The 22237-nt window shown below is 35.3% G+C and carries 22 protein-coding genes and 2 rRNA genes; all 24 read left to right on the top strand.

Annotated elements, in window-relative coordinates; genetic code table 11:
• Positions 1 to 263: 263 nt before the first annotated feature.
• The 24 genes from EL082_RS11085 (at position 264) to EL082_RS10970 (ending at position 22121) form a co-directional block, all read left to right on the top strand.
• A 23S ribosomal RNA gene (locus EL082_RS11085) occupies positions 264 to 3185 on the top strand.
• A 70-nt stretch (positions 3186 to 3255) separates the two neighbouring features.
• A 5S ribosomal RNA gene (gene rrf / locus EL082_RS11080) occupies positions 3256 to 3377 on the top strand.
• Positions 3378 to 3836: 459 nt separating this feature from the next.
• The gene (locus tag EL082_RS11075) at positions 3837 to 4364 is read left to right on the top strand and encodes a GNAT family N-acetyltransferase (protein ID WP_002465699.1); all 528 of its coding nucleotides are present in this window, start codon (positions 3837 to 3839) and stop codon (positions 4362 to 4364) included.
• Positions 4365 to 4408: 44 nt separating this feature from the next.
• Entirely contained in the window at positions 4409 to 5746 is a 1338-nt protein-coding gene (locus EL082_RS11070; RefSeq protein WP_049416100.1) for an Orn/Lys/Arg family decarboxylase, read from the top strand.
• A gap of 2 nt (positions 5747 to 5748) precedes the next feature.
• Positions 5749 to 6360 carry a dTMP kinase gene (tmk, locus tag EL082_RS11065; protein WP_002465698.1) on the top strand — a complete coding sequence of 204 codons (612 nt, stop codon included), beginning with the start codon at positions 5749 to 5751 and terminating at the stop codon, positions 6358 to 6360.
• Positions 6361 to 6394: 34 nt separating this feature from the next.
• Positions 6395 to 6724, top strand: a complete 330-nt coding sequence (locus EL082_RS11060) for a cyclic-di-AMP receptor (protein WP_002451717.1) — start codon at positions 6395 to 6397, stop codon at positions 6722 to 6724.
• A gap of 125 nt (positions 6725 to 6849) precedes the next feature.
• Positions 6850 to 7776 carry a DNA polymerase III subunit gene (locus EL082_RS11055; RefSeq protein ID WP_049416097.1) on the top strand — a complete coding sequence of 309 codons (927 nt, stop codon included), beginning with the start codon at positions 6850 to 6852 and terminating at the stop codon, positions 7774 to 7776.
• A complete protein-coding gene (locus EL082_RS11050) occupies positions 7777 to 8580 on the top strand; it encodes a PSP1 domain-containing protein (protein ID WP_002465695.1) in 804 nt (267 codons plus the stop codon).
• Positions 8581 to 8596: 16 nt separating this feature from the next.
• Complete coding sequence (yabA, locus tag EL082_RS11045; protein ID WP_002465715.1) at positions 8597 to 8944, top strand: DNA replication initiation control protein YabA; 348 nt, start codon at positions 8597 to 8599, stop codon at positions 8942 to 8944.
• A 96-nt stretch (positions 8945 to 9040) separates the two neighbouring features.
• On the top strand, positions 9041 to 9766 hold the full coding sequence (locus EL082_RS11040; RefSeq protein ID WP_049416094.1) for a tRNA1(Val) (adenine(37)-N6)-methyltransferase: 726 nt from the start codon (positions 9041 to 9043) through the stop codon (positions 9764 to 9766).
• A complete protein-coding gene (locus EL082_RS11035; RefSeq protein ID WP_002465713.1) occupies positions 9759 to 10007 on the top strand; it encodes a GIY-YIG nuclease family protein in 249 nt (82 codons plus the stop codon). The genes EL082_RS11040 and EL082_RS11035 overlap by 8 nt, the downstream gene beginning before the upstream one ends.
• Before the next feature lies 1 nt (position 10008).
• Positions 10009 to 10848 carry a 16S rRNA (cytidine(1402)-2'-O)-methyltransferase gene (gene rsmI, locus EL082_RS11030; protein WP_002465700.1) on the top strand — a complete coding sequence of 280 codons (840 nt, stop codon included), beginning with the start codon at positions 10009 to 10011 and terminating at the stop codon, positions 10846 to 10848.
• A gap of 228 nt (positions 10849 to 11076) precedes the next feature.
• Positions 11077 to 13047, top strand: coding sequence for a methionine--tRNA ligase (gene metG / locus EL082_RS11025; protein ID WP_002465697.1), 1971 nt, complete (start codon positions 11077 to 11079; stop codon positions 13045 to 13047).
• 26 nt (positions 13048 to 13073) lie between these two features.
• Positions 13074 to 13850, top strand: a complete 777-nt coding sequence (locus EL082_RS11020; protein ID WP_049416090.1) for a TatD family hydrolase — start codon at positions 13074 to 13076, stop codon at positions 13848 to 13850.
• 142 nt (positions 13851 to 13992) lie between these two features.
• Positions 13993 to 14541, top strand: a complete 549-nt coding sequence (rnmV, locus tag EL082_RS11015) for a ribonuclease M5 (protein WP_023374609.1) — start codon at positions 13993 to 13995, stop codon at positions 14539 to 14541.
• A 4-nt stretch (positions 14542 to 14545) separates the two neighbouring features.
• Positions 14546 to 15436 (top strand): 16S rRNA (adenine(1518)-N(6)/adenine(1519)-N(6))-dimethyltransferase RsmA, encoded by an 891-nt coding sequence (gene rsmA / locus EL082_RS11010; RefSeq protein ID WP_002465706.1) that lies wholly within the window; start codon positions 14546 to 14548, stop codon positions 15434 to 15436.
• A 99-nt stretch (positions 15437 to 15535) separates the two neighbouring features.
• Positions 15536 to 15799, top strand: a complete 264-nt coding sequence (veg, locus tag EL082_RS11005; RefSeq protein WP_002451728.1) for a biofilm formation stimulator Veg — start codon at positions 15536 to 15538, stop codon at positions 15797 to 15799.
• Positions 15800 to 16099: 300 nt separating this feature from the next.
• Positions 16100 to 16948: a 4-(cytidine 5'-diphospho)-2-C-methyl-D-erythritol kinase gene (gene ispE, locus EL082_RS11000; protein WP_002465703.1), complete on the top strand. Its 849-nt coding sequence runs from the start codon at positions 16100 to 16102 to the stop codon at positions 16946 to 16948.
• Between the two features lie 14 nt (positions 16949 to 16962).
• The gene (gene purR, locus EL082_RS10995; protein WP_002451730.1) at positions 16963 to 17787 is read left to right on the top strand and encodes a pur operon repressor; all 825 of its coding nucleotides are present in this window, start codon (positions 16963 to 16965) and stop codon (positions 17785 to 17787) included.
• A 16-nt stretch (positions 17788 to 17803) separates the two neighbouring features.
• Positions 17804 to 18178 (top strand): RidA family protein, encoded by a 375-nt coding sequence (locus EL082_RS10990; RefSeq protein ID WP_002451731.1) that lies wholly within the window; start codon positions 17804 to 17806, stop codon positions 18176 to 18178.
• 72 nt (positions 18179 to 18250) lie between these two features.
• Positions 18251 to 18562, top strand: coding sequence for a septation regulator SpoVG (spoVG, locus tag EL082_RS10985; RefSeq protein WP_002465704.1), 312 nt, complete (start codon positions 18251 to 18253; stop codon positions 18560 to 18562).
• A gap of 310 nt (positions 18563 to 18872) precedes the next feature.
• Positions 18873 to 20237 (top strand): bifunctional UDP-N-acetylglucosamine diphosphorylase/glucosamine-1-phosphate N-acetyltransferase GlmU, encoded by a 1365-nt coding sequence (gene glmU, locus EL082_RS10980; protein ID WP_049416080.1) that lies wholly within the window; start codon positions 18873 to 18875, stop codon positions 20235 to 20237.
• 103 nt (positions 20238 to 20340) lie between these two features.
• Positions 20341 to 21306 (top strand): ribose-phosphate diphosphokinase, encoded by a 966-nt coding sequence (locus EL082_RS10975; RefSeq protein WP_002451734.1) that lies wholly within the window; start codon positions 20341 to 20343, stop codon positions 21304 to 21306.
• A 152-nt stretch (positions 21307 to 21458) separates the two neighbouring features.
• Entirely contained in the window at positions 21459 to 22121 is a 663-nt protein-coding gene (locus EL082_RS10970) for a 50S ribosomal protein L25/general stress protein Ctc (RefSeq protein ID WP_002465710.1), read from the top strand.
• Positions 22122 to 22237 lie beyond the last annotated feature (116 nt).

The raw sequence follows: 22237 nt of genomic DNA, 5'->3' as shown, positions 1-22237 counted from the left end.
TCGTAGACAATGCGTTGAGTTACTTTAATTGGAGTTTACTAGAGTAAATGAGTATTTAAAGTAATGATAACAAAACAGTATGCAAACGCTTGACTGGAAATAGAACTTGTACATTGAAAACTAGATAAGTAAGTAAAATAGATTTTACCAAGCAAAACCGAGTGAATTAGAGTTTTAAAGCTTGAATTCATAAGAAATAATCGCTAGTGTTCGAAAGAACACTCACAAGATTAATAACGCGTTTCCTGTAGGATGGAAACATAGATTAAGTTATTAAGGGCGCACGGTGGATGCCTTGGCACTAGAAGCCGATGAAGGACGTTACTAACGACGATATGCTTTGGAGAGCTGTAAGTAAGCGTTGATCCAGAGATTTCCGAATGGGGAAACCCAGCATGAGTTATGTCATGTTATCGATATGTGAATACATAGCATATCAGAAGGCAGACCCGGAGAACTGAAACATCTTAGTACCCGGAGGAAGAGAAAGAAAAATCGATTCCCTGAGTAGCGGCGAGCGAAACGGGAAGAGCCCAAACCAACAAGCTTGCTTGTTGGGGTTGTAGGACACTCTATACGGAGTTACAAAAGTATATATTAGACGAATCATCTGGAAAGTTGAATCAAAGAAGGTAATAATCCTGTAGTCGAAAATATATACTCTCTTGAGTGGATCCTGAGTACGACGGAGCACGTGAAATTCCGTCGGAATCTGGGAGGACCATCTCCTAAGGCTAAATACTCTCTAGTGACCGATAGTGAACCAGTACCGTGAGGGAAAGGTGAAAAGTACCCCGGAAGGGGAGTGAAAGAGAACTTGAAACCGTGTGCTTACAAGTAGTCAGAGCCCGTTAATGGGTGATGGCGTGCCTTTTGTAGAATGAACCGGCGAGTTACGATTTGATGCAAGGTTAAGCAGCTAATGTGGAGCCGTAGCGAAAGCGAGTCTGAATAGGGCGTTTAGTATTTGGTCGTAGACCCGAAACCAGGTGATCTACCCTTGGTCAGGTTGAAGTTCAGGTAACACTGAATGGAGGACCGAACCGACTTACGTTGAAAAGTGAGCGGATGAACTGAGGGTAGCGGAGAAATTCCAATCGAACTTGGAGATAGCTGGTTCTCTCCGAAATAGCTTTAGGGCTAGCCTCAAGTGATGATTATTGGAGGTAGAGCACTGTTTGGACGAGGGGCCCTTCTCGGGTTACCGAATTCAGACAAACTCCGAATGCCAATCAATTTAACTTGGGAGTCAGAACATGGGTGATAAGGTCCGTGTTCGAAAGGGAAACAGCCCAGACCACCAGCTAAGGTCCCAAAATATATGTTAAGTGGAAAAGGATGTGGCGTTGCCCAGACAACTAGGATGTTGGCTTAGAAGCAGCCATCATTTAAAGAGTGCGTAATAGCTCACTAGTCGAGTGACACTGCGCCGAAAATGTACCGGGGCTAAACATATTACCGAAGCTGTGGATTGTCCGTAGGACAATGGTAGGAGAGCGTTCTAAGGGCGTCGAAGCATGATCGCAAGGACATGTGGAGCGCTTAGAAGTGAGAATGCCGGTGTGAGTAGCGAAAGACGGGTGAGAATCCCGTCCACCGATTGACTAAGGTTTCCAGAGGAAGGCTCGTCCGCTCTGGGTTAGTCGGGTCCTAAGCTGAGGCCGACAGGCGTAGGCGATGGATAACAGGTTGATATTCCTGTACCACCTAGTATCGTTTTAATCGATGGGGGGACGCAGTAGGATAGGCGAAGCGTGCTATTGGATTGCACGTCCAAGCAGTAAGACTGAGTGTTAGGCAAATCCGGCACTCATAAGGTCAAGCTGTGATGGGGAGAGGAAATTGTTTCCTCGAGTCGTTGATTTCACACTGCCAAGAAAAGCCTCTAGATAGATAACAGGTGCCCGTACCGCAAACCGACACAGGTAGTCAAGATGAGAATTCTAAGGTGAGCGAGCGAACTCTCGTTAAGGAACTCGGCAAAATGACCCCGTAACTTCGGGAGAAGGGGTGCTCTTTAGGGTTAACGCCCAGAAGAGCCGCAGTGAATAGGCCCAAGCGACTGTTTATCAAAAACACAGGTCTCTGCTAAACCGTAAGGTGATGTATAGGGGCTGACGCCTGCCCGGTGCTGGAAGGTTAAGAGGAGTAGTTAGCTTCTGCGAAGCTACGAATCGAAGCCCCAGTAAACGGCGGCCGTAACTATAACGGTCCTAAGGTAGCGAAATTCCTTGTCGGGTAAGTTCCGACCCGCACGAAAGGCGTAACGATTTGGGCACTGTCTCAACGAGAGACTCGGTGAAATCATAGTACCTGTGAAGATGCAGGTTACCCGCGACAGGACGGAAAGACCCCGTGGAGCTTTACTGTAGCCTGATATTGAAATTCGGCACAGCTTGTACAGGATAGGTAGGAGCCTTTGAAACGTGAGCGCTAGCTTACGTGGAGGCATTGGTGGGATACTACCCTAGCTGTGTTGGCTTTCTAACCCGCACCACTTATCGTGGTGGGAGACAGTGTCAGGTGGGCAGTTTGACTGGGGCGGTCGCCTCCTAAAAGGTAACGGAGGCGCTCAAAGGTTCCCTCAGAATGGTTGGAAATCATTCATAGAGTGTAAAGGCATAAGGGAGCTTGACTGCGAGACTTACAAGTCGAGCAGGGTCGAAAGACGGACTTAGTGATCCGGTGGTTCCGCATGGAAGGGCCATCGCTCAACGGATAAAAGCTACCCCGGGGATAACAGGCTTATCTCCCCCAAGAGTTCACATCGACGGGGAGGTTTGGCACCTCGATGTCGGCTCATCGCATCCTGGGGCTGTAGTCGGTCCCAAGGGTTGGGCTGTTCGCCCATTAAAGCGGTACGCGAGCTGGGTTCAGAACGTCGTGAGACAGTTCGGTCCCTATCCGTCGTGGGCGTAGGAAATTTGAGAGGAGCTGTCCTTAGTACGAGAGGACCGGGATGGACATACCTCTGGTGTACCAGTTGTCGTGCCAACGGCATAGCTGGGTAGCTATGTATGGACGGGATAAGTGCTGAAAGCATCTAAGCATGAAGCCCCCCTCAAGATGAGATTTCCCAACTTCGGTTATAAGATCCCTCAAAGATGATGAGGTTAATAGGTTCGAGGTGGAAGCGTGGTGACACGTGGAGCTGACGAATACTAATCGATCGAAGACTTAATCAAAATTTATGTTTTGCGACGCAAAATCATTTTACTTACTATCTAGTTTTGAATGTATAATACATTCCATTTGTCTGGTGACAATGGCAAGGAGGTCACACCTGTTCCCATGCCGAACACAGAAGTTAAGCTCCTTAGCGCCGAAGGTAGCAGACTAACGTTCTAAAGCAAAACAGTGATTGAAAATCACATGTTTTACTTACTTAATAGCATGAGCTATTAAGATCAATAGCCCATGCCAGGCAAATAATAGGATGCGATGAGCCGCATTGAGACCGCAAGGTCTCTTTTTTTTATGTTTAAAATAAGAAAGTCAACGCAGAGTAAATGCGTTTAGACGATGAATTGAAGAATGAGTGCAACGAGCTTAGTCGAGCTAAGTGAGTAAGGGAGAGATGAAAATGAAGAAGTATAAGCGTATTTCTCTCAAGTTGAAAAAGGTCCTTAGCGCCGAAGGTGGCAGACTAACGTTCTAAAGCAAAACAGTGAGGTATTTTTAAATTTTTGAATAGTGGTAAATACCCCAAGGCCTTAATGGCCTCTTTTTTTTATGTCTAACACTTAACTTAATAATTAAATTTAATGTGAAAAGCTTGAAATGATTTACATTTAAAACAAAATTCAATACTATCGTATTTAAAGGAGTGCTTTAAAATGATCATTAGAGCTTTAGAAAAAACAGATTTACAATATTTACATAATTTGAATAATGAATATTCAATTATGTCTTATTGGTTTGAAGAGCCTTATCAATCATTAAGTGAATTAGAATCGTTATACCAAAAGCATATTTTAGATGAATCAGAAAGACGATTTGTTATTGAAGAGGATCAACAATCCATTGGTGTTGTTGAGTTATTAGAAATTAATTTTATACATAGAACTTGTGAAGTGTTGATTATAGTTGACCCGCAATTTGCGAATAGAGGTTATGCGAAAAAAGCGTTTAAGATGGCAGTAGATTATGCGTTTTTAGTGCTTAACATGCATAAAGTATATTTATATGTAGATGTAAATAATGAGAAGGCAGTACATATTTATAAAAGTAATAACTTTGAAATTGAAGGAAAATTAAAAGAACACTTCTATACAAGAGGAGAATATAGAGACTGCTATGTCATGGGACTATTAAAACGAAATTGGGTTAATCAACAAGATGATGATTTATCTCATATAAGATAGTCTAGGTTAGATAAGACGATTATAATAGTGAAGAGAGTGATGATTTGAATTTACCAATATCAAAAAAATTACATGAATTAATATCACAACAAAGTATTTCCATGCATGTGCCTGGTCATAAAAATATGACTATAGGTCAGTTGGAATCATTGGATTTGAAAATGGATATGACAGAAATCACTGGATTGGACGATTTACATCATCCAGAAGATATCATTTTAGAAAGTATGTCAAACTTTAATAAACATAGAGATTACGATGCTTATCTATTAGTCAATGGTACTACTTCTGGTATTTTATCTGTAATCCAAGCCTTGGCATATGAATCTGGAAACTATTTCATACCTAGAAATGTACATAAATCAGTTTTTCACGGATTGGAATTAGCGAATCAAAAAGCGACTTTAACAAACATGAAGGTAAGTTCAACATCCTATCATTATATAGCTCCTAACTTTAAAGGATTAGATTTGAGTCAACATAAATTAGCGATTATGACTTATCCCAATTATTATGGAGAAACTTACTCAATTCAAACTGATATAGACTTATTGCATTCTAATAATGTTCCAGTACTCGTTGATGAGGCACATGGTGCACATTTCGGTTTAGATGGATTTCCTGATTCTACATTAAATTATGGTGCTGATTATGTAGTTCAGTCTTATCATAAAACATTACCTGCACTTACAATGGGGTCAGTGTTATTTATACATAAAGATGCCCCTTATAAAGAAAGCATCAAACAATATTTATCTTATTTTCAAACGTCTAGCCCATCATATTTAGTCATGGCAAGTTTGGAGTTAGCACAAACATTTTATCAAAATTATGATAGTGACTTATTTTTTGAGAAAAGACATATACTCTCGAATGTTTTAAAACGTAAAAGTTTTGTTGTTAAAGAGGTTGATGACCCATTAAAAATGTTGATTTCTTACCCAGGTTATTCGGGGTATGAAATTCAAAAATGGTTTGAGAAGGAACATATATTTGTAGAGTTAGCAGACGAATATCAAATCTTATTTGTATTACCGTTATGGCATAAAGATGATAAATATCCTTTTGAGATATTAATAGATAAAATTAAAAGTATGGTCTTACCGAAAGAAAAGAAAGATGTGTTGATATACCCACAGCTTATGACAGAAAGTGGTACATTTTTACCTATGATATATAACAAAGTTAAATGGATTGATATTAGTCATTCAGAAGGAAAATTGTTAGCTCAACACGTTATACCTTATCCACCAGGTGTACCGATTCTGTTTAAAGGAGAAAAAATCACTTTAAATATGATAAAATTAATAAATCAATATCAACATTCAAATATGAAAGTTGAAGGAATAAAGAATAATCAAATATTAATTAAGGATGAATAAAAATGTCAGCATTTATAACATTTGAAGGGCCAGAAGGTTCAGGGAAAACAACGGTTTTAAAAGCAGTGGCTGAAAAGTTAGCTCAGCACTATGATGTTATATCGACCCGTGAACCTGGTGGTGTTCCAACAGGCGAAGAGATAAGAAAAGTCGTACTAGAAGGCAATCAAATGGATATTAGGACTGAAGCAATGCTATTTGCGGCATCGAGACGAGAACATTTAGTAGAAAAAGTAATACCTGCTTTGAGAAACAACCAAATTGTTCTTTGTGATAGATATATTGATAGTTCGTTAGCATATCAAGGGTACGCGAGAGGTATCGGAATTGAAGAAGTGAAAGCTTTAAACGAATTTGCAATTAATGGACTATATCCAGATTTAACGATTTATTTAGATGTTTCTGCTGAAGTAGGACGTGAGAGAATCCTCAGTAATCAAAGAGATCAGAATCGCTTAGATCAAGAGGATATTGATTTTCATGAAAAAGTCATTGAGGGATATCATCAAGTGATACATAATGAACCAGAACGTTTTGTTCAGATAGATGCAGATCAATCAATTGAAGAAGTTGTGTTAGCTACATATCAATCTATCATCAAATATTTAAAATAAATGTGATATAATAGACGAAAGAGGTGTTATAGAAATGAAGATGATTATAGCAATCGTCCAAGACCAAGACAGCCAAGAACTTTCAGACCAACTTGTCAAAAATGATTTTAGAGCAACAAAATTAGCAACAACAGGTGGTTTCTTAAAAGCCGGTAATACAACGTTCTTATGTGGTGTTAATGATGACCGTGTAGACGATTTATTATCAGTTATAAACAATACTTGTGGTAATAGAGAACAACTTGTGTCTCCTATTACACCAATGGGTGGTAGTGCAGATTCTTACATACCATATCCAGTTGAAGTGGAAGTTGGCGGCGCAACGGTATTCGTAATGCCTATTGAAGCTTTCCATCAATTTTAAATATAACTAATGTTTATTGCACGAGACATTCGTTTATTGATGAATTGTAATATACAGTATTTAACAATTTGAGACTGCTCTTTTAGCAGTCTTTTTATATAAGTAGATATAGGAGAGATATCCAGATGGATGAACAACAACAATTAGCTAATGCTTATGCGTCTAATAAATTGTCACATGCTTATCTTTTTGAGGGTGATGATGCACAATCAATGCAAAAGGTCGCTATTAATTTTGCTAAACTCATCTTATGTAACAATGATGAACAATGTGAAGCTAAAGTAAATACGTTGAATCATCCTGATTTTATGTATGTCTCTAGTGAAGAAAGTACAATAAAAAAAGAAAAGGTTGAACAACTCGTTCATCATATGAATCAACTACCGATAGAAGGTAATTATAAGGTATATATTGTAGAAGATTTTGAAAAATTAACTGTTCAAGGTGAAAATAGTATATTAAAATTCTTAGAGGAACCACCTCAAAATACGATAGCAATTTTATTATCAACTAAACCAGAACAGATTTTAGACACCATACATTCAAGATGTCAACATGTCTATTTTAAACCTATTGATAAAGGTCAGTTCATCAATCATTTAGTTGATGAGTCTTTGACACGTCCTGTAGCGGAAATGCTAAGTACATATACAACGCAAGTAGAGACTGCATTATCATTAAATGAAGAATATGACCTTACTAGTTTGAGAAAGACAATTATAAGATGGTGTGAGTTGTTATTGACAAATCGTTCGATGGCATTAATTGGGATTATCGATTTGTTAAAACAGGCGAAAAATCGTAAATTACAGTTGTTAACATTATCGGCCGTGAATGGATTTTTTGAGGATATCATGCACGCAAAAGTAGAAGAAAATAGTGAATATATATATAGTGATTTGAGTGTTGAGATAGAAAAGTATGCAAAGCATTTAACATATAACCAACTTATATTGATGTATGATCAATTGACAGAGGCACATAAAAAGTTAAATCAAAATGTAAACCCAACACTTGTATTCGAACAAATAGTGATTAAAGGTGTGAGATAGATGCCAGATGTAATAGGTGTCCAGTTTCAAAAAGCTGGAAAGTTAGAATATTATGCACCTAAAGATTTACAAATTGAAATGGACGATTGGGTAGTAGTGGAATCTAAGCGAGGCATAGAAATAGGATTAGTAAAAATGCCTACGAGAGCTGTAGATGATGGTGATGTTTCTCTTCCATTAAAAGAAGTAATGAGAATAGCGACACAACAAGATATTGATACCTACAATAATAATGCAATGGATGCTGAGAAGGCACTTGCACTATGTAAAGAGGTAGTAGCACAACAGGAATTGGATATGAGATTAGTTAATTGTGAATATACATTAGACAAATCAAAAGTCATTTTCAATTTTACTGCTGACGATCGTATTGACTTTAGAAAGTTAGTAAAAGTATTAGCACAAAACTTGAAAACAAGAATAGAATTAAGACAGATCGGTGTGCGAGACGAAGCTAAATTATTAGGTGGTATAGGGCCATGTGGACGCTCTTTATGCTGTTCAACTTTTTTAGGCGATTTCGAACCTGTGTCTATTAAAATGGCTAAAGACCAAAACTTGTCACTCAACCCTGCTAAAATTTCGGGCGCATGTGGGCGCTTAATGTGTTGCTTAAAATATGAAAACGATTATTATGAAGAAGCACGTGCTCAATTACCAGACGTAGGTGACTCAATTGAAACGCCTGATGGTAATGGCCAAGTAGTTGGATTAAATATCTTAGATATATCTATGCAAGTTAAAATAGACGGTATGGAACAACCATTAGAATATAAAATGGAAGAAATTGAAGCATTTAATTAAGGAGGTTTAACCACCTTTGAATCGTAATGAGTTATTTGAAAAATTAATGCGCTTAGAAACTAACATGAACCAGCTTAATCAAGATATGTTAGATTTAAAAGATTTAGCTGTAGCATTGGTTGAAGAAAATGTAGCGCTTCAAGTAGAAAATGATAATTTAAAACAATTAATGGATAAGAGCGAAAGTTCAAATTCTGAAACTGTAAACCCACACCATATGAAACATGTGAAGAAGCCACTGCCTAGTAAAGATAACTTAGCAATGTTATATAAAGAAGGATTTCATATTTGCAAAGGTGAGTTATTTGGCAAACATAGACAAGGTGAAGATTGTTTACTTTGTTTAAATGTATTAAGTGATTGAACTATGTTGATATAAGAAAGATGATAGGGATGTGTTATGAGTAGACGATGATAGAGACTACGTTATAACAGCGTCCCTTTTTTAGGAGAAAGATAAATGTTAAAAGATAATGAGAGGTTAGACTTACTAATCAAAGAAGATTTGAAGATTATTCAAAATGATGATGTATTTTCATTCTCAACTGACGCTTTGTTATTAGGGGATTTTACCGAAATTAGAAAGAAAGACAAAATTATCGATATATGTTCTGGTAACGGCGTTATACCATTGATACTTTCCCATAAAGGGAGCCAAACTATTGAAGGTATCGAAATTCAACAACAACTTGTGGATATGGCACAGAGAAGTTTTAAGTATAATCAATTAGATGACCGATTACTCATGCATCATATGGATGTCAAAAATGTATATCATTATTTCAAACCCTCACAATATACGATTGTTACATGTAACCCGCCATATTTTAAAGATAATCAGTTGCATCAACATCAAAAAGAAGCACATAAAATTGCTAGACATGAAATCTTATGTAAATTAGAAGATTGCTTAATGGCTGCTAGGCACTTATTAAAGCAAGGTGGAAGATTATATATGGTGCATAGAGCTGAAAGAATGATGGATGTACTAACTGAAATGAGACGTGTTAATATTGAACCGAAGCGACTAACGTTTGTTTATAGTAAGCATGATAGAGATGCACAAACGATTTTAATAGAAGGCAGAAAGTCAGGAAATCAAGGCTTAGATATTACAAAGCCATTTTATATTTATCAAGAAGATGGCACGTACTCAAAAGAAATGAAGGGTATATATTATGGATAAACATTTTGTGTATATCGTAAAATGTAAAGATGGAAGTCTTTATACAGGTTATGCCAAAGATATAAAAGCACGTGTGGCGAAACATAATGAAGGAAAAGGTGCTAAATATACAAAAATAAGACGTCCGGTAGAGTTAGTTTATCAAGAAACGTATTCTACTAAGTCAGAAGCATTGAAACGAGAGTATGAAATTAAGACCTTTACACGGCAAAAGAAATTAAAATTAATTAAAGAGGGATAGTATGACTACATTATTTTTAGTAGGAACACCGATCGGCAATTTAGCTGATATTACATATCGTGCTATAGATACACTTCAACAAGTAGATCTAATCGCATGTGAAGATACACGTGTTACACGTAAATTATGTAATCATTATGATATTAAGACGCCACTTAAATCCTATCACGAGCACAATAAAGACCAACAGACAGACTATATGATTGAACAGTTATTGTCTGGTATAGATATTGCATTGGTTTCGGATGCAGGTTTACCATTGATTAGTGATCCAGGATATGAATTAGTAGTAGAGGCACGTCAACATGATATCAAAGTTGAAACAATACCAGGACCTAATGCAGGTTTGACCGCTTTAATGGCAAGTGGATTACCTTCATATACGTATACATTTTTAGGATTTTTACCTAGAAAAGATAAAGAAAAACAAAATGTGTTGTCAGAACGAATGTTCCAAAGTAGTACACTTATTATATATGAGTCGCCTCATAGAGTGACCGATACGCTAAAAGTGATTGATAAAATAGATTCACAAAGAAGAGTATCATTGGGACGAGAATTAACAAAGAAATTCGAACAAATTGTAACTGCAGATGTAAATACATTATTAACTATGTTGCAAAATAGTGAGATTCCATTAAAGGGAGAATTTGTCATATTAATTGAAGGCGCTGAAGCTGAAATTTCTACAACATGGTTTGATGATATGTCAATTGAAGAACATGTCGACTATTATATCAAAGAAAAAAATATCAAACCGAAAGCAGCGATTAAAATGGTTGCAGAAGATCGCCAAAGCAGAACTAGTGAAATATATAATATTTATCATCAAGTGGATTAAAGTTGCATAAATTTAAAACTTGAACAATGTTATGTGCATCAAGTGAATTAATGCAGACTTTCAACCCCATAACGTCTTAAATTATGGTATTGTAGTAAAGATAATATTACAAGCAACTAATAGTAATAATGTATTGTAATAAGTAAGGTACAGTAAGAACGGTACACAATTGAAAAGCAAAATAAATTTAGATATCATTTAACATGTAAGAAATGAGGAGGACCTTTGATGGCTAAAGATACATTTTATATAACAACCCCAATTTATTATCCAAGTGGTAACTTGCATATTGGGCATGCATACTCAACTGTAGCAGGTGATGTGATTGCTAGATATAAACGAATGCAAGGATATGACGTTCGTTATTTAACAGGTACAGACGAGCATGGTCAAAAAATTCAAGAAAAAGCACAAAAAGCTGGTAAAACTGAATTAGAATATTTAGATGAGATGATTGCTGGAATTAAAAGTTTATGGGATAAATTAGAAATCTCAAATGATGATTTCATTCGAACTACTGAAGAACGACATAAGCAAGTCGTTGAAAAAGTATTCGAACGTTTATTAAAACAGGGTGACATTTATCTTGGCGAATATGAGGGATGGTACTCAGTACCAGACGAAACGTATTACACAGAGTCACAATTAGTTGAGCCTATTTATGAAAATGGCAAGATTGTTGGAGGGAAAAGTCCTGATTCAGGCCATGAAGTAGAATTAGTAAAAGAAGAAAGTTATTTCTTTAATATTAAAAAATATACTGATCGCTTACTTGAATTCTATGATCAAAATCCAGACTTTATTCAACCACCTTCAAGAAAAAATGAAATGATTAACAACTTTATTAAACCAGGTTTAGAAGATTTAGCTGTTTCACGTACGTCATTTAACTGGGGCGTTAGTGTGCCTTCCAATCCTAAACATGTTGTTTATGTATGGATAGACGCGTTAGTAAATTATATTTCTTCTCTAGGTTATTTATCAGATGACGAAACGTTATTTAACAAATATTGGCCAGCAGATATCCACTTGATGGCCAAAGAAATCGTACGATTCCATTCAATTATTTGGCCAATTTTATTAATGGCATTAGATTTACCATTACCTAAGAAAGTCTTTGCACATGGTTGGATACTAATGAAAGACGGTAAAATGAGTAAATCGAAAGGCAATGTTGTTGACCCTAATGTATTAATTGATCGTTATGGCTTAGATGCTACACGTTATTATTTAATGCGAGAATTACCATTTGGTTCAGACGGTGTGTTTACACCAGAAGCGTTTGTTGAACGTACTAACTATGATTTAGCTAATGATTTAGGTAACTTAGTGAATCGTACCATTTCAATGATTAATAAATATTTCCAAGGTGAACTTCCTGCATATCAAGGTCCTAAACATGAATTAGACGAAGACATGGAAGCTATGGCTTTAGATACAGTTAAAGAGTTCCATGAAAATATGGAGAGTTTACAATTCTCTGTAGCTTTATCGACAGTTTGGAAATTTATTAGCCGTACTAATAAATATATTGATGAAACAACACCATGGGTTTTAGCGAAAGATGAAAGTCAAAAAGATATGTTGGGCAATGTGATGGCACATCTCGTTGAAAACATTCGCTTTGCAACTGTATTATTACGACCATTTATTACACATGCACCAAAAGAAATATTTAAACAATTAAATATTAATAATCCAGAATTAATGGAATTCTCAAGTTTAGAGACTTATGGTGCCTTAACAGAACCAATTACTGTAATAGCTAAACCAACACCAATATTCCCTAGATTGGATACTGAAGCGGAAATTGCTTATATTAAAGAATCAATGCAACCACCAAAATCTGAGGGAAAAGAAGACGTTCCAAGTAAAGACATCATTGATATTAAAGACTTTGATAAAGTGGAAATTAAAGCTGCAACAGTAATTGATGCTGAAAATGTTAAGAAATCAGATAAACTATTAAAAATTCAAGTAGATTTAGACAATGAACAACGACAAATAGTTTCTGGTATTGCGAAATTCTATCGTCCTGAAGATATCATTGGTAAAAAAGTTGCTGTAGTAACTAACTTAAAACCTGCGAAACTAATGGGACAAAAATCTGAAGGTATGATTTTATCAGCTGAAAAAGATGGTGTGTTAACGTTGATTAGCTTGCCAAATGCTATTCCAAATGGCGCAATCATTAAGTAATCATGCTTTAAATTAGGAGGATAATCATGTTAATTGATACACATGTACATTTAAACGATGAGCAATATGATGAAGATTTAAATGACGTCATCACTCGTGCAAGAGAAGATGGTGTTGATCGTATGTTTGTAGTTGGTTTTGATACACCAACAATTGAACGTACAATGGAATTAATTGATAAATATGATTTTGTTTATGGTATCATCGGTTGGCACCCTGTAGATGCCATCGATTGTACTGAAGAAAGATTAGAATGGATAGAAAATTTATCAAAACATCCAAAAATTATTGGCATCGGTGAAATGGGATTAGATTATCACTGGGATAAGTCACCTGCCGATGTTCAAAAAGAAGTCTTTAGAAAGCAAATTGCTTTAGCTAAACGTGTACAATTACCAATTATTATTCACAATCGTGAAGCAACACAAGACTGTATAGATATTCTGATGGAAGAGCATGCTGAAGAAGTTGGAGGCATTATGCATAGCTTTAGTGCATCTCCAGAAATCGCTGATGTTGTCATCAATAAGCTAAACTTTTACGTTTCTTTAGGTGGCCCAGTCACATTTAAAAATGCGAAACAACCCAAAGAGGTTGCTAAACATGTACCGATGGATCGATTATTAGTCGAAACAGATGCGCCTTATCTATCACCACATCCATTTAGAGGTAAGCGTAATGAACCCCAACGTGTAACATTAGTAGCACAACAAATCGCTGAATTACGTGATATGAGTTATGAAGAAGTATGTCGTCAGACAACAGAAAATGCAGAGAGATTATTTAATTTAAATCAAGCATAATTACTATATTGAGAAAGGTATCATTTATTGGATATCTTTCTCATTTTTTATTAAATTAAGACTGAAGGCAGTGTTATTAATGAAATTTTGTTAGAATAAGATGAATCAAGATTTTCATTAAAATGAAGAAGGAATTAAAAATATGAAAATAAATGAATTTATAGTCGTAGAAGGTAGAGATGATACACAACGAGTTAAATCTGCGGTTGAATGCGATACAATAGAAACGAATGGTAGTGCTGTTGATGATGATGTGATAGCTGTTATTAAACAGGCACAAGAGACACGTGGTGTTATTATCTTAACCGACCCAGATTTTCCAGGCGACAAAATAAGAAATACGATAAAAGACCGTGTACCTGGTGTAAAACATGCATATATAGACAGAGAAAAAGCTAAAAACAAAAGAGGGAAAATAGGTGTTGAGCATGCACATGTAGATGATATAAAAGAAGCACTCATGCATGTTAGTTCTCCTTTTGAAGAAGCTGAAGAATCCATTGATAAAAATGTATTAATCGAATTAGGACTCATTATAGGACATGATGCTCGTAGACGGCGAGAAATTCTAGGTCGAAAATTACATATTGGACATTCTAACGGTAAACAACTTTTGAAAAAATTGAATGCCTTTGGATACACAGAAGAAGATGTACGACGTGCATTAAACGAAGATAAGGGAAGTGAGTAAAGATATGGAACATAAAGATATAGCTACACCATCGCGTACAAGAGCATTATTAGACCAATATGGATTTGATTTCAAAAAAAGTTTGGGACAAAACTTCCTAGTAGACGTTAACATTATTAATAAGATCATCGATGCTAGTGATATTGATGAAACTACAGGCATAATAGAAGTAGGACCAGGTATGGGTTCATTAACTGAACAATTAGCAAAACATGCTAAAAAAGTAATGTCATTTGAAATTGATCATCGATTAATACCAGTATTGAAAGATACTTTGGCACCATACGATAATGTCACAATTATCAACGAAGATATTTTAAAGGCTGATATCGCTACAGCAGTAACTGAACATTTAAAAGACTGCGATAAAATTATGGTTGTGGCTAATTTACCATATTATATAACTACACCTATATTACTTAATTTAATGCAACAAGACATACCGATAGATGGTTATGTTGTGATGATGCAAAAAGAAGTTGGAGAGCGTTTAAATGCAGAGGTAGGTACGAAAGCTTATGGCTCGTTATCGATTGTGACGCAGTATTATACTGAAACAAGTAAAGTCCTAACAGTGCCTAAAACTGTATTTATGCCACCACCTAATGTAGATTCCATAGTGGTTAAATTAATGCAAAGATCAACACCGTTAGTAGATATCGATGATGAAGAAGCATTCTTTAAATTAGCAAAAGCTGCATTTGCACAACGACGAAAGACGATTAATAACAATTATCAAAATTTCTTTAAAGAGGGAAAACAACATAAAGAAAGTATATTGAGTTGGTTAGAAAAAGCGAATATTGATCCTAGACGAAGAGGTGAAACACTGTCAATTCAAGATTTCGCTCAACTTTACAAAGAATTAAATAATTTCCCTGAATTAATAAATTAAATTGTTGACAAACCCCAATTACCTTGATAAAATTCTAGTTTTATTTGACAAAATCGCTATAAACATGGTAATATAACACTTGTAGCGAGGTGGAGCAATATGCCAAAATCAATTTTGGACATCAAAAATTCTATTGATTGTCATTTAGGAAATCGTATTGTACTTAAAGCCAATGGTGGTCGTAAGAAAACAATCGAACGTTCTGGTGTTTTAAAAGAAACATACCCATCAGTATTTGTCGTTGAACTTGACCAAGACAAGCATAACTTCGAAAGAGTATCTTATACATACACTGATGTGTTAACTGAGAACGTACAAGTTTCATTTGAAGAAGATAATCATCAAGAAGCAATTGCACACTAATAAGACATATGGCATAGATGTAGATATATCTACTCTATCAATTTAAGTTTTATATCATATTAAGGTGAGTATTGAGCAACATGTTCAATACTCTTTTTTTGTACTTTTAAGTGAAAACACATTTTAGAGCTATAGGAAAAAATACATTAATAACTAACATACTGTAATTTAATAGTTTTTTATTATATTTCAATAATGAATGATATAATTATTTGTGAAAAAAATGAACATTATCTATCAAATCTTTTATCCCTTTATGTTAAAATCATCTTATTAAGATTACGAAGAGAGGGCGGAAAAATGATATATGAAACGGCACCTGCCAAAATAAATTTTACGCTCGATACACTTTTTAAAAGAGACGATGGATATCACGAGATTGAAATGATAATGACTACCGTAGATTTAAACGATCGATTATCTTTTCAAAAAAGAGATGATAGGAAGATCGTTGTTGAAATCGAACACAACTTTGTAACTGACGATCATAAAAATTTAGCATATAAAGCTGCTGAATTAATGACGAAGACATATGATTTGAAACAAGGTGTAACGATTACAATTGATAAAGATATTCCAGTATCGGCTGGTTTAGCAGGTGGCTCAGCAGATGCGGCAGCTACGATGAGAGGTATGAATCGCTTATTTAATTTAAATTTATCTTTAGATGAATTATGTGCACTTGGTAGTCAAATTGGAACAGATGTTTCATTTTGTATATACAATAAGACTGCCTATTGTACAGGACGTGGTGAAAAAGTGAAGTTTTTGAATAAACCTCCTTCTGCTTGGGTTGTTTTAGCTAAGCCTAATTTAGGTATCTCATCACCGGACGTATTTAAAGCCTTGGATTTAAATTTCACGCATAAAGTATTTACTCAAAACTGTATAGAAGCTTTAAAAAAATCAGATTATAAGAAGTTATGTACAAGTTTATCTAATAGATTAGAACCGATTTCTATGGAGATGCATCCAGAAATCAAAAAGATTAAGGAAAACATGATCCAATGTGGCGCAGATGGTGCATTGATGAGTGGAAGTGGCCCAACAGTTTATGGATTAGCACAAAAAGAAAGTCAGGCTAAAAATATTTATAACGCAGTGAATGGTTGTTGTAATGAAGTATATTTAGTTAGATTATTAGGATAGAAGGGTTGAAAATAATGAGGTATAAAAGAAGTGAACGGATTGTGTTTATGACACAGTATTTGATGAATCACCCAAACAAACTGATTCCTTTAACATTCTTTGTAGATAAATTTCAACAAGCGAAATCGTCAATCAGCGAAGATGTTCAAATTATTAAAAGTACTTTCCAAAAAGAAGCATTAGGTACGGTCATTACTACTGCTGGCGCAAGCGGTGGGGTAACGTACAAACCGATGATGAGTAAAGAAGAAGCAACAGAAGTGGTTAACGAAGTTATCTCCCTATTAGATGAAAAGGATAGACTTCTGCCTGGTGGCTATTTATTCTTATCTGACTTGGTTGGTAATCCTACACTATTAAACAAAGTAGGTAAAATGATAGCAAGTATATATATGGATGAACAATTAGATGCAGTTGTAACGATTGCTACTAAAGGTATATCGCTTGCCAATGCAGTTGCAAACGTATTAAATTTACCTGTAGTGGTTATTAGAAAAGACAATAAAGTAACTGAAGGATCTACGGTTTCTATTAATTATGTTTCAGGTTCATCTCGAAAAATAGAAACGATGGTATTATCCAAGCGCACATTAGCTGAGAATTCTAATGTTCTCGTTGTTGATGATTTTATGAGAGCAGGTGGCTCAATCAACGGTGTTATGAATTTAATGAATGAGTTTAAAGCACATGTAAAAGGGGTATCAGTACTTGTAGAATCGAAAGAAGTAAAGCAAAGATTAATAGAAGATTATACTTCCTTGGTAAGACTATCAGATGTCGATGAATATAATCAGAAATTTAAAGTAGAGCCAGGCAACAGCTTGTCTAAATTTTCTTAAAGGAGCGAATCACATCATGGAAATTATTAACACAAACAAAGCACCGGAAGCATTAGGACCTTATTCACATGCTACAGTAGTAAATGGTCTAGTATACACATCAGGTCAAATTCCACTTAATTTAGAAGGGGAAATTGTAAGCGATGATGTAAAAGATCAAACTAAACAAGTTTTAGAAAATTTATCTGTGGTACTTAAAGAAGCAGGTTCAGATTTAGAAAATGTTGTTAAAGCAACTATTTTTATTTCTGATATGAATGATTTTCAATATATAAATGAGGTATATGGAAATTATTTTGATAAACATCAACCAGCACGTAGTTGTGTCGAAGTAGCGCGACTACCTAAAGATGTTAAAGTAGAAATTGAATTGATTAGTAAAGTTAAATAAAGGATATAATTTTTCTTTTAAGCAATTGTCAAGCTTCTAATAAAACAAAGATATACTAGGGGGGCTCACTACATGAAAGTGACAGATGTAAGACTTAGAAAAATAGATACAGATGGTAGAATGAAAGCACTTGTTTCTATCACGCTAGACGAGGCATTCGTAATCCACGATTTACGTGTGATTGAAGGAAATTCAGGTCTATTCGTCGCAATGCCAAGTAAACGTACACCAGATGGTGAATTCCGCGATATCGCGCATCCAATCAACTCAGACATGAGACAAGAGATTCAAGATGCAGTGATGAAAGTATATGATGAAACTGATGAAGTGATTCCAGATAAAAATGCTACATCAGGCGAGTCTGACGAATCTAACGAAGCTTAAATATAAAAATTACATTGCAGAGTCGACATAACAGTATGTGTTGACTCTGTTTTTACATTTTCGTCATCTTTTAAATGAGCCCCTAATCCCCCTTTTCTCATTAAGTTGAATTGATTTCTCCAATTTTGAACGCGATTTGTCAAAAGTAATAAATATGAATTTAAATAAATCGAGTCATCCTGCATATAATAAAAATATTAAATAGTCATATGATTGGGTGATTAAGACTTGGTAGGTTATATGTTGAAAGAGTGATAGCGGTTAAATTATAATAATAACGAAGTGTATATTTAATGGAGGGTTAGCATTCATGCAAAGACATGCAATAATATTGGCAGCGGGTAAGGGCACTAGGATGAAATCAAAAAAATACAAGGTGCTACATGAAATCGCTGGCAAAACTATGATAGAACATGTGGTTGAAAATGTTCAACAATCAGGTGTGAACCAATTAATTACAATTGTTGGTCACGGTGCTGAAAGTGTAAAAGACACATTGGGTGATCAATCACTATATAGTTTTCAAGAAGAGCAACTTGGGACGGCACATGCAGTAAAAATGGCACAATCTCATTTGATAAATAATGAGGGAACAACACTAGTTGTGTGTGGCGATACACCACTTATTACATCAGAAACACTTACATCTTTAATCGAGAGACATGAAGCATCTCAGTCTCATGCAACAGTTCTAACTGCCACAGCAATCCATCCAACAGGTTATGGCAGAATTGTCAAAGATAGCGAAGGACATTTATTACGAATTGTAGAAGAAAAAGATGCTAACACAGAAGAAAAGGCAATTACTGAAATAAGTTCCGGAATCTTTGCGTTCGATAACAAAACTTTATTTGAAAAGTTAGAACAAGTTAATAATGATAATGCACAAGGAGAATATTATTTACCAGATGTCATTTCTTTAATTATTAATGAAAATGGTAGAGCAAGTACATATCACACTGATGATTTCGAAGAGATTATGGGTGTGAATGATAGAGTAATGTTAAGCCGAGCTGAAAAGGCATTACAGAAACGTATCAATCTATTTCATATGAGAAATGGTGTGACAATCATTGATCCAGATAGCACATTTATTGGACCAGATGTAAAAATTGGTATGGATACAATCATTGAACCTGGCGTAAGAATTAATGGTTCGACTGTAATTGGAGAAGAAGTTACAGTTGGACAGTATTCAGAAATTAATAATAGTGTGATTGCATCACATGCACATATTAAACAATCAGTAATCAACGATTCGGAAGTGGGCGAGCACACGAATGTTGGTCCATTTGCACAGTTAAGACCAGGGTCTCAACTAGGTGCAGAGGTTAAAGTAGGCAACTTTGTAGAAGTGAAAAAAGCTGAACTTAAAGACGGAGCTAAAGTATCACATTTAAGTTATATTGGCGATGCGGTTATTGGCGAACGTACAAATATTGGTTGTGGCTCTATTACTGTTAACTATGATGGTGTGAATAAGTTCAAAACTGTGATTGGTAAAGATGCGTTTATTGGATGTAATACAAACTTAATTGCACCGGTAACAGTTGGAGATCATTCGCTTATAGCAGCAGGATCAACAATCACTGATGATATCCCAAATGAAAGTTTAGCACTGGCACGAGCAAGACAAGTTAATAAAGATGGTTATTTAAGCAACAAAAATAAATAGCTGAAATGAATATGTAAAATTAGTATTTAGACTTTGGCATAGTAATCAAGTTTAATTTTCTATATAATAGTAGTTGTGTAAGTAAATAATTGGAGGACTATAAATGTTAAATAATGAATATAAGAATTCATCGCTAAAGATCTTTTCACTCAAAGGTAATGAACCTTTAGCACAGGAAGTTGCAGATCATGTAGGGATTGAATTAGGTAAGTGTTCTGTTAAGCGTTTCAGTGATGGAGAAATTCAAATCAATATCGAAGAAAGTATTCGTGGTTGCGATGTTTTTATTATCCAACCTACTTCATACCCAGTTAATCTACATCTAATGGAATTACTTATTATGATTGACGCTTGTAAACGTGCATCAGCGGCAAATATTAACATCGTAGTACCTTATTATGGGTATGCTCGTCAAGACAGAAAAGCACGTAGTCGTGAACCGATTACTGCTAAGTTAGTAGCTAATTTAATTGAAACTGCAGGGGCTAATCGCATGATTGCTTTAGATTTACATGCACCTCAAATCCAAGGTTTCTTTGATATTCCAATTGATCATTTAATGGGCGTACCTATTTTAGCGCAACATTTCCAAAATGATCCTGCCATTAATCCAGAAGAATGTGTTGTTGTTTCTCCTGACCATGGTGGTGTAACAAGAGCACGTAAATTGGCAGACATTTTAAAAACTCCAATTGCAATTATTGATAAACGTCGTCCTAAACCAAACGTAGCTGAAGTAATGAATATTGTGGGCGATATTGAGGGCAGAACAGCCATTATTATTGATGATATTATTGATACAGCTGGAACTATTACATTAGCAGCACAAGCATTAAAAGATAAAGGTGCTAAAGAAGTATATGCATGTTGTACACACCCTGTATTATCAGGTCCAGCTAAAGAACGTATAGAGAATTCAGCTATTAAAGAACTTATCGTAACAAATTCAATTCAATTAGAAGAAAGTCGCAAACCTACAAATACTAAAGAACTTTCAGTTGCTGGTTTAATTGGTAAAGCCATTATCCGAGTATACGAAAGAGAATCAGTAAGTGTATTATTCGACTAAAATTGTTAAATGAGTTTGACGAAAGCAATATAAGCGTGTATAATACATTCGTTCGTGATTATACGAATAAATAAACACTTGCAAGCAACGAATGATGTTGATGGGTAAGTGAGGAGCTCGTAAAAGAGCGAAAAATGAAAGGTGGAAATAGAATGACTTCATTAAAGTCAATCATCCGTCAAGGTAAACAAACACGTTCTGACCTTAAACAATTAAGAAACGCTGGTAAAGTACCTGCAGTTGTATATGGTTACGGAACAAAAAATACTTCAGTTAAAGTTGATGAAGTTGAATTTATCAAAGTTATCCGTGAAGTAGGACGTAACGGTGTTATCGAATTAGGTGTTGGTTCTAAATCAATCAAAGTAATGGTATCAGATTATCAATATGATCCATTGAAAAACCAAATCACTCATATCGATTTCTTAGCTATCAACATGACTGAAGAACGTACTGTAGAAGTACCAGTTCAATTAGTTGGTGAAGCAGTAGGCGCTAAAGAAGGCGGCGTAGTTGAACAACCATTATTCAACTTAGAAGTTACTGCAACTCCAGATAATATCCCAGAAGTAATTGAAGTTGATATCACTGAATTAAATATCAACGATAGCTATTCAGTTGCTGATATTAAAGTATCTGGTGACTTCACTATTGAAAACGAACCAGAAGATTCTATCGTAACTGTAGTACCTCCAACAGATGAGCCTACTGAAGAAGAAGTAGAAGCTATGGAAGGCGAAGCAGCTACTGAAGAACCTGAACGTGTTGGTGAAGAAAACGACGACGAAGAAGAAGAAAATAAAGAAGAAGAATAAGATTTTATTTTAACGAATAAGGTTTTATAAAGTTTCTTAACTTTCTTAACGGGCACTATGCTTATACTAATAAGCATAGTGCTTTTTGTGTTATTATAGGGGATGATTATAAATTT

It is taken from the genome of Staphylococcus warneri (assembly GCF_900636385.1).
Classification (GTDB): domain Bacteria; phylum Bacillota; class Bacilli; order Staphylococcales; family Staphylococcaceae; genus Staphylococcus; species Staphylococcus warneri.
Note: the sequence above shows the minus strand (reverse complement) of the source record. Positions and strands in the feature narration are given on the sequence as shown.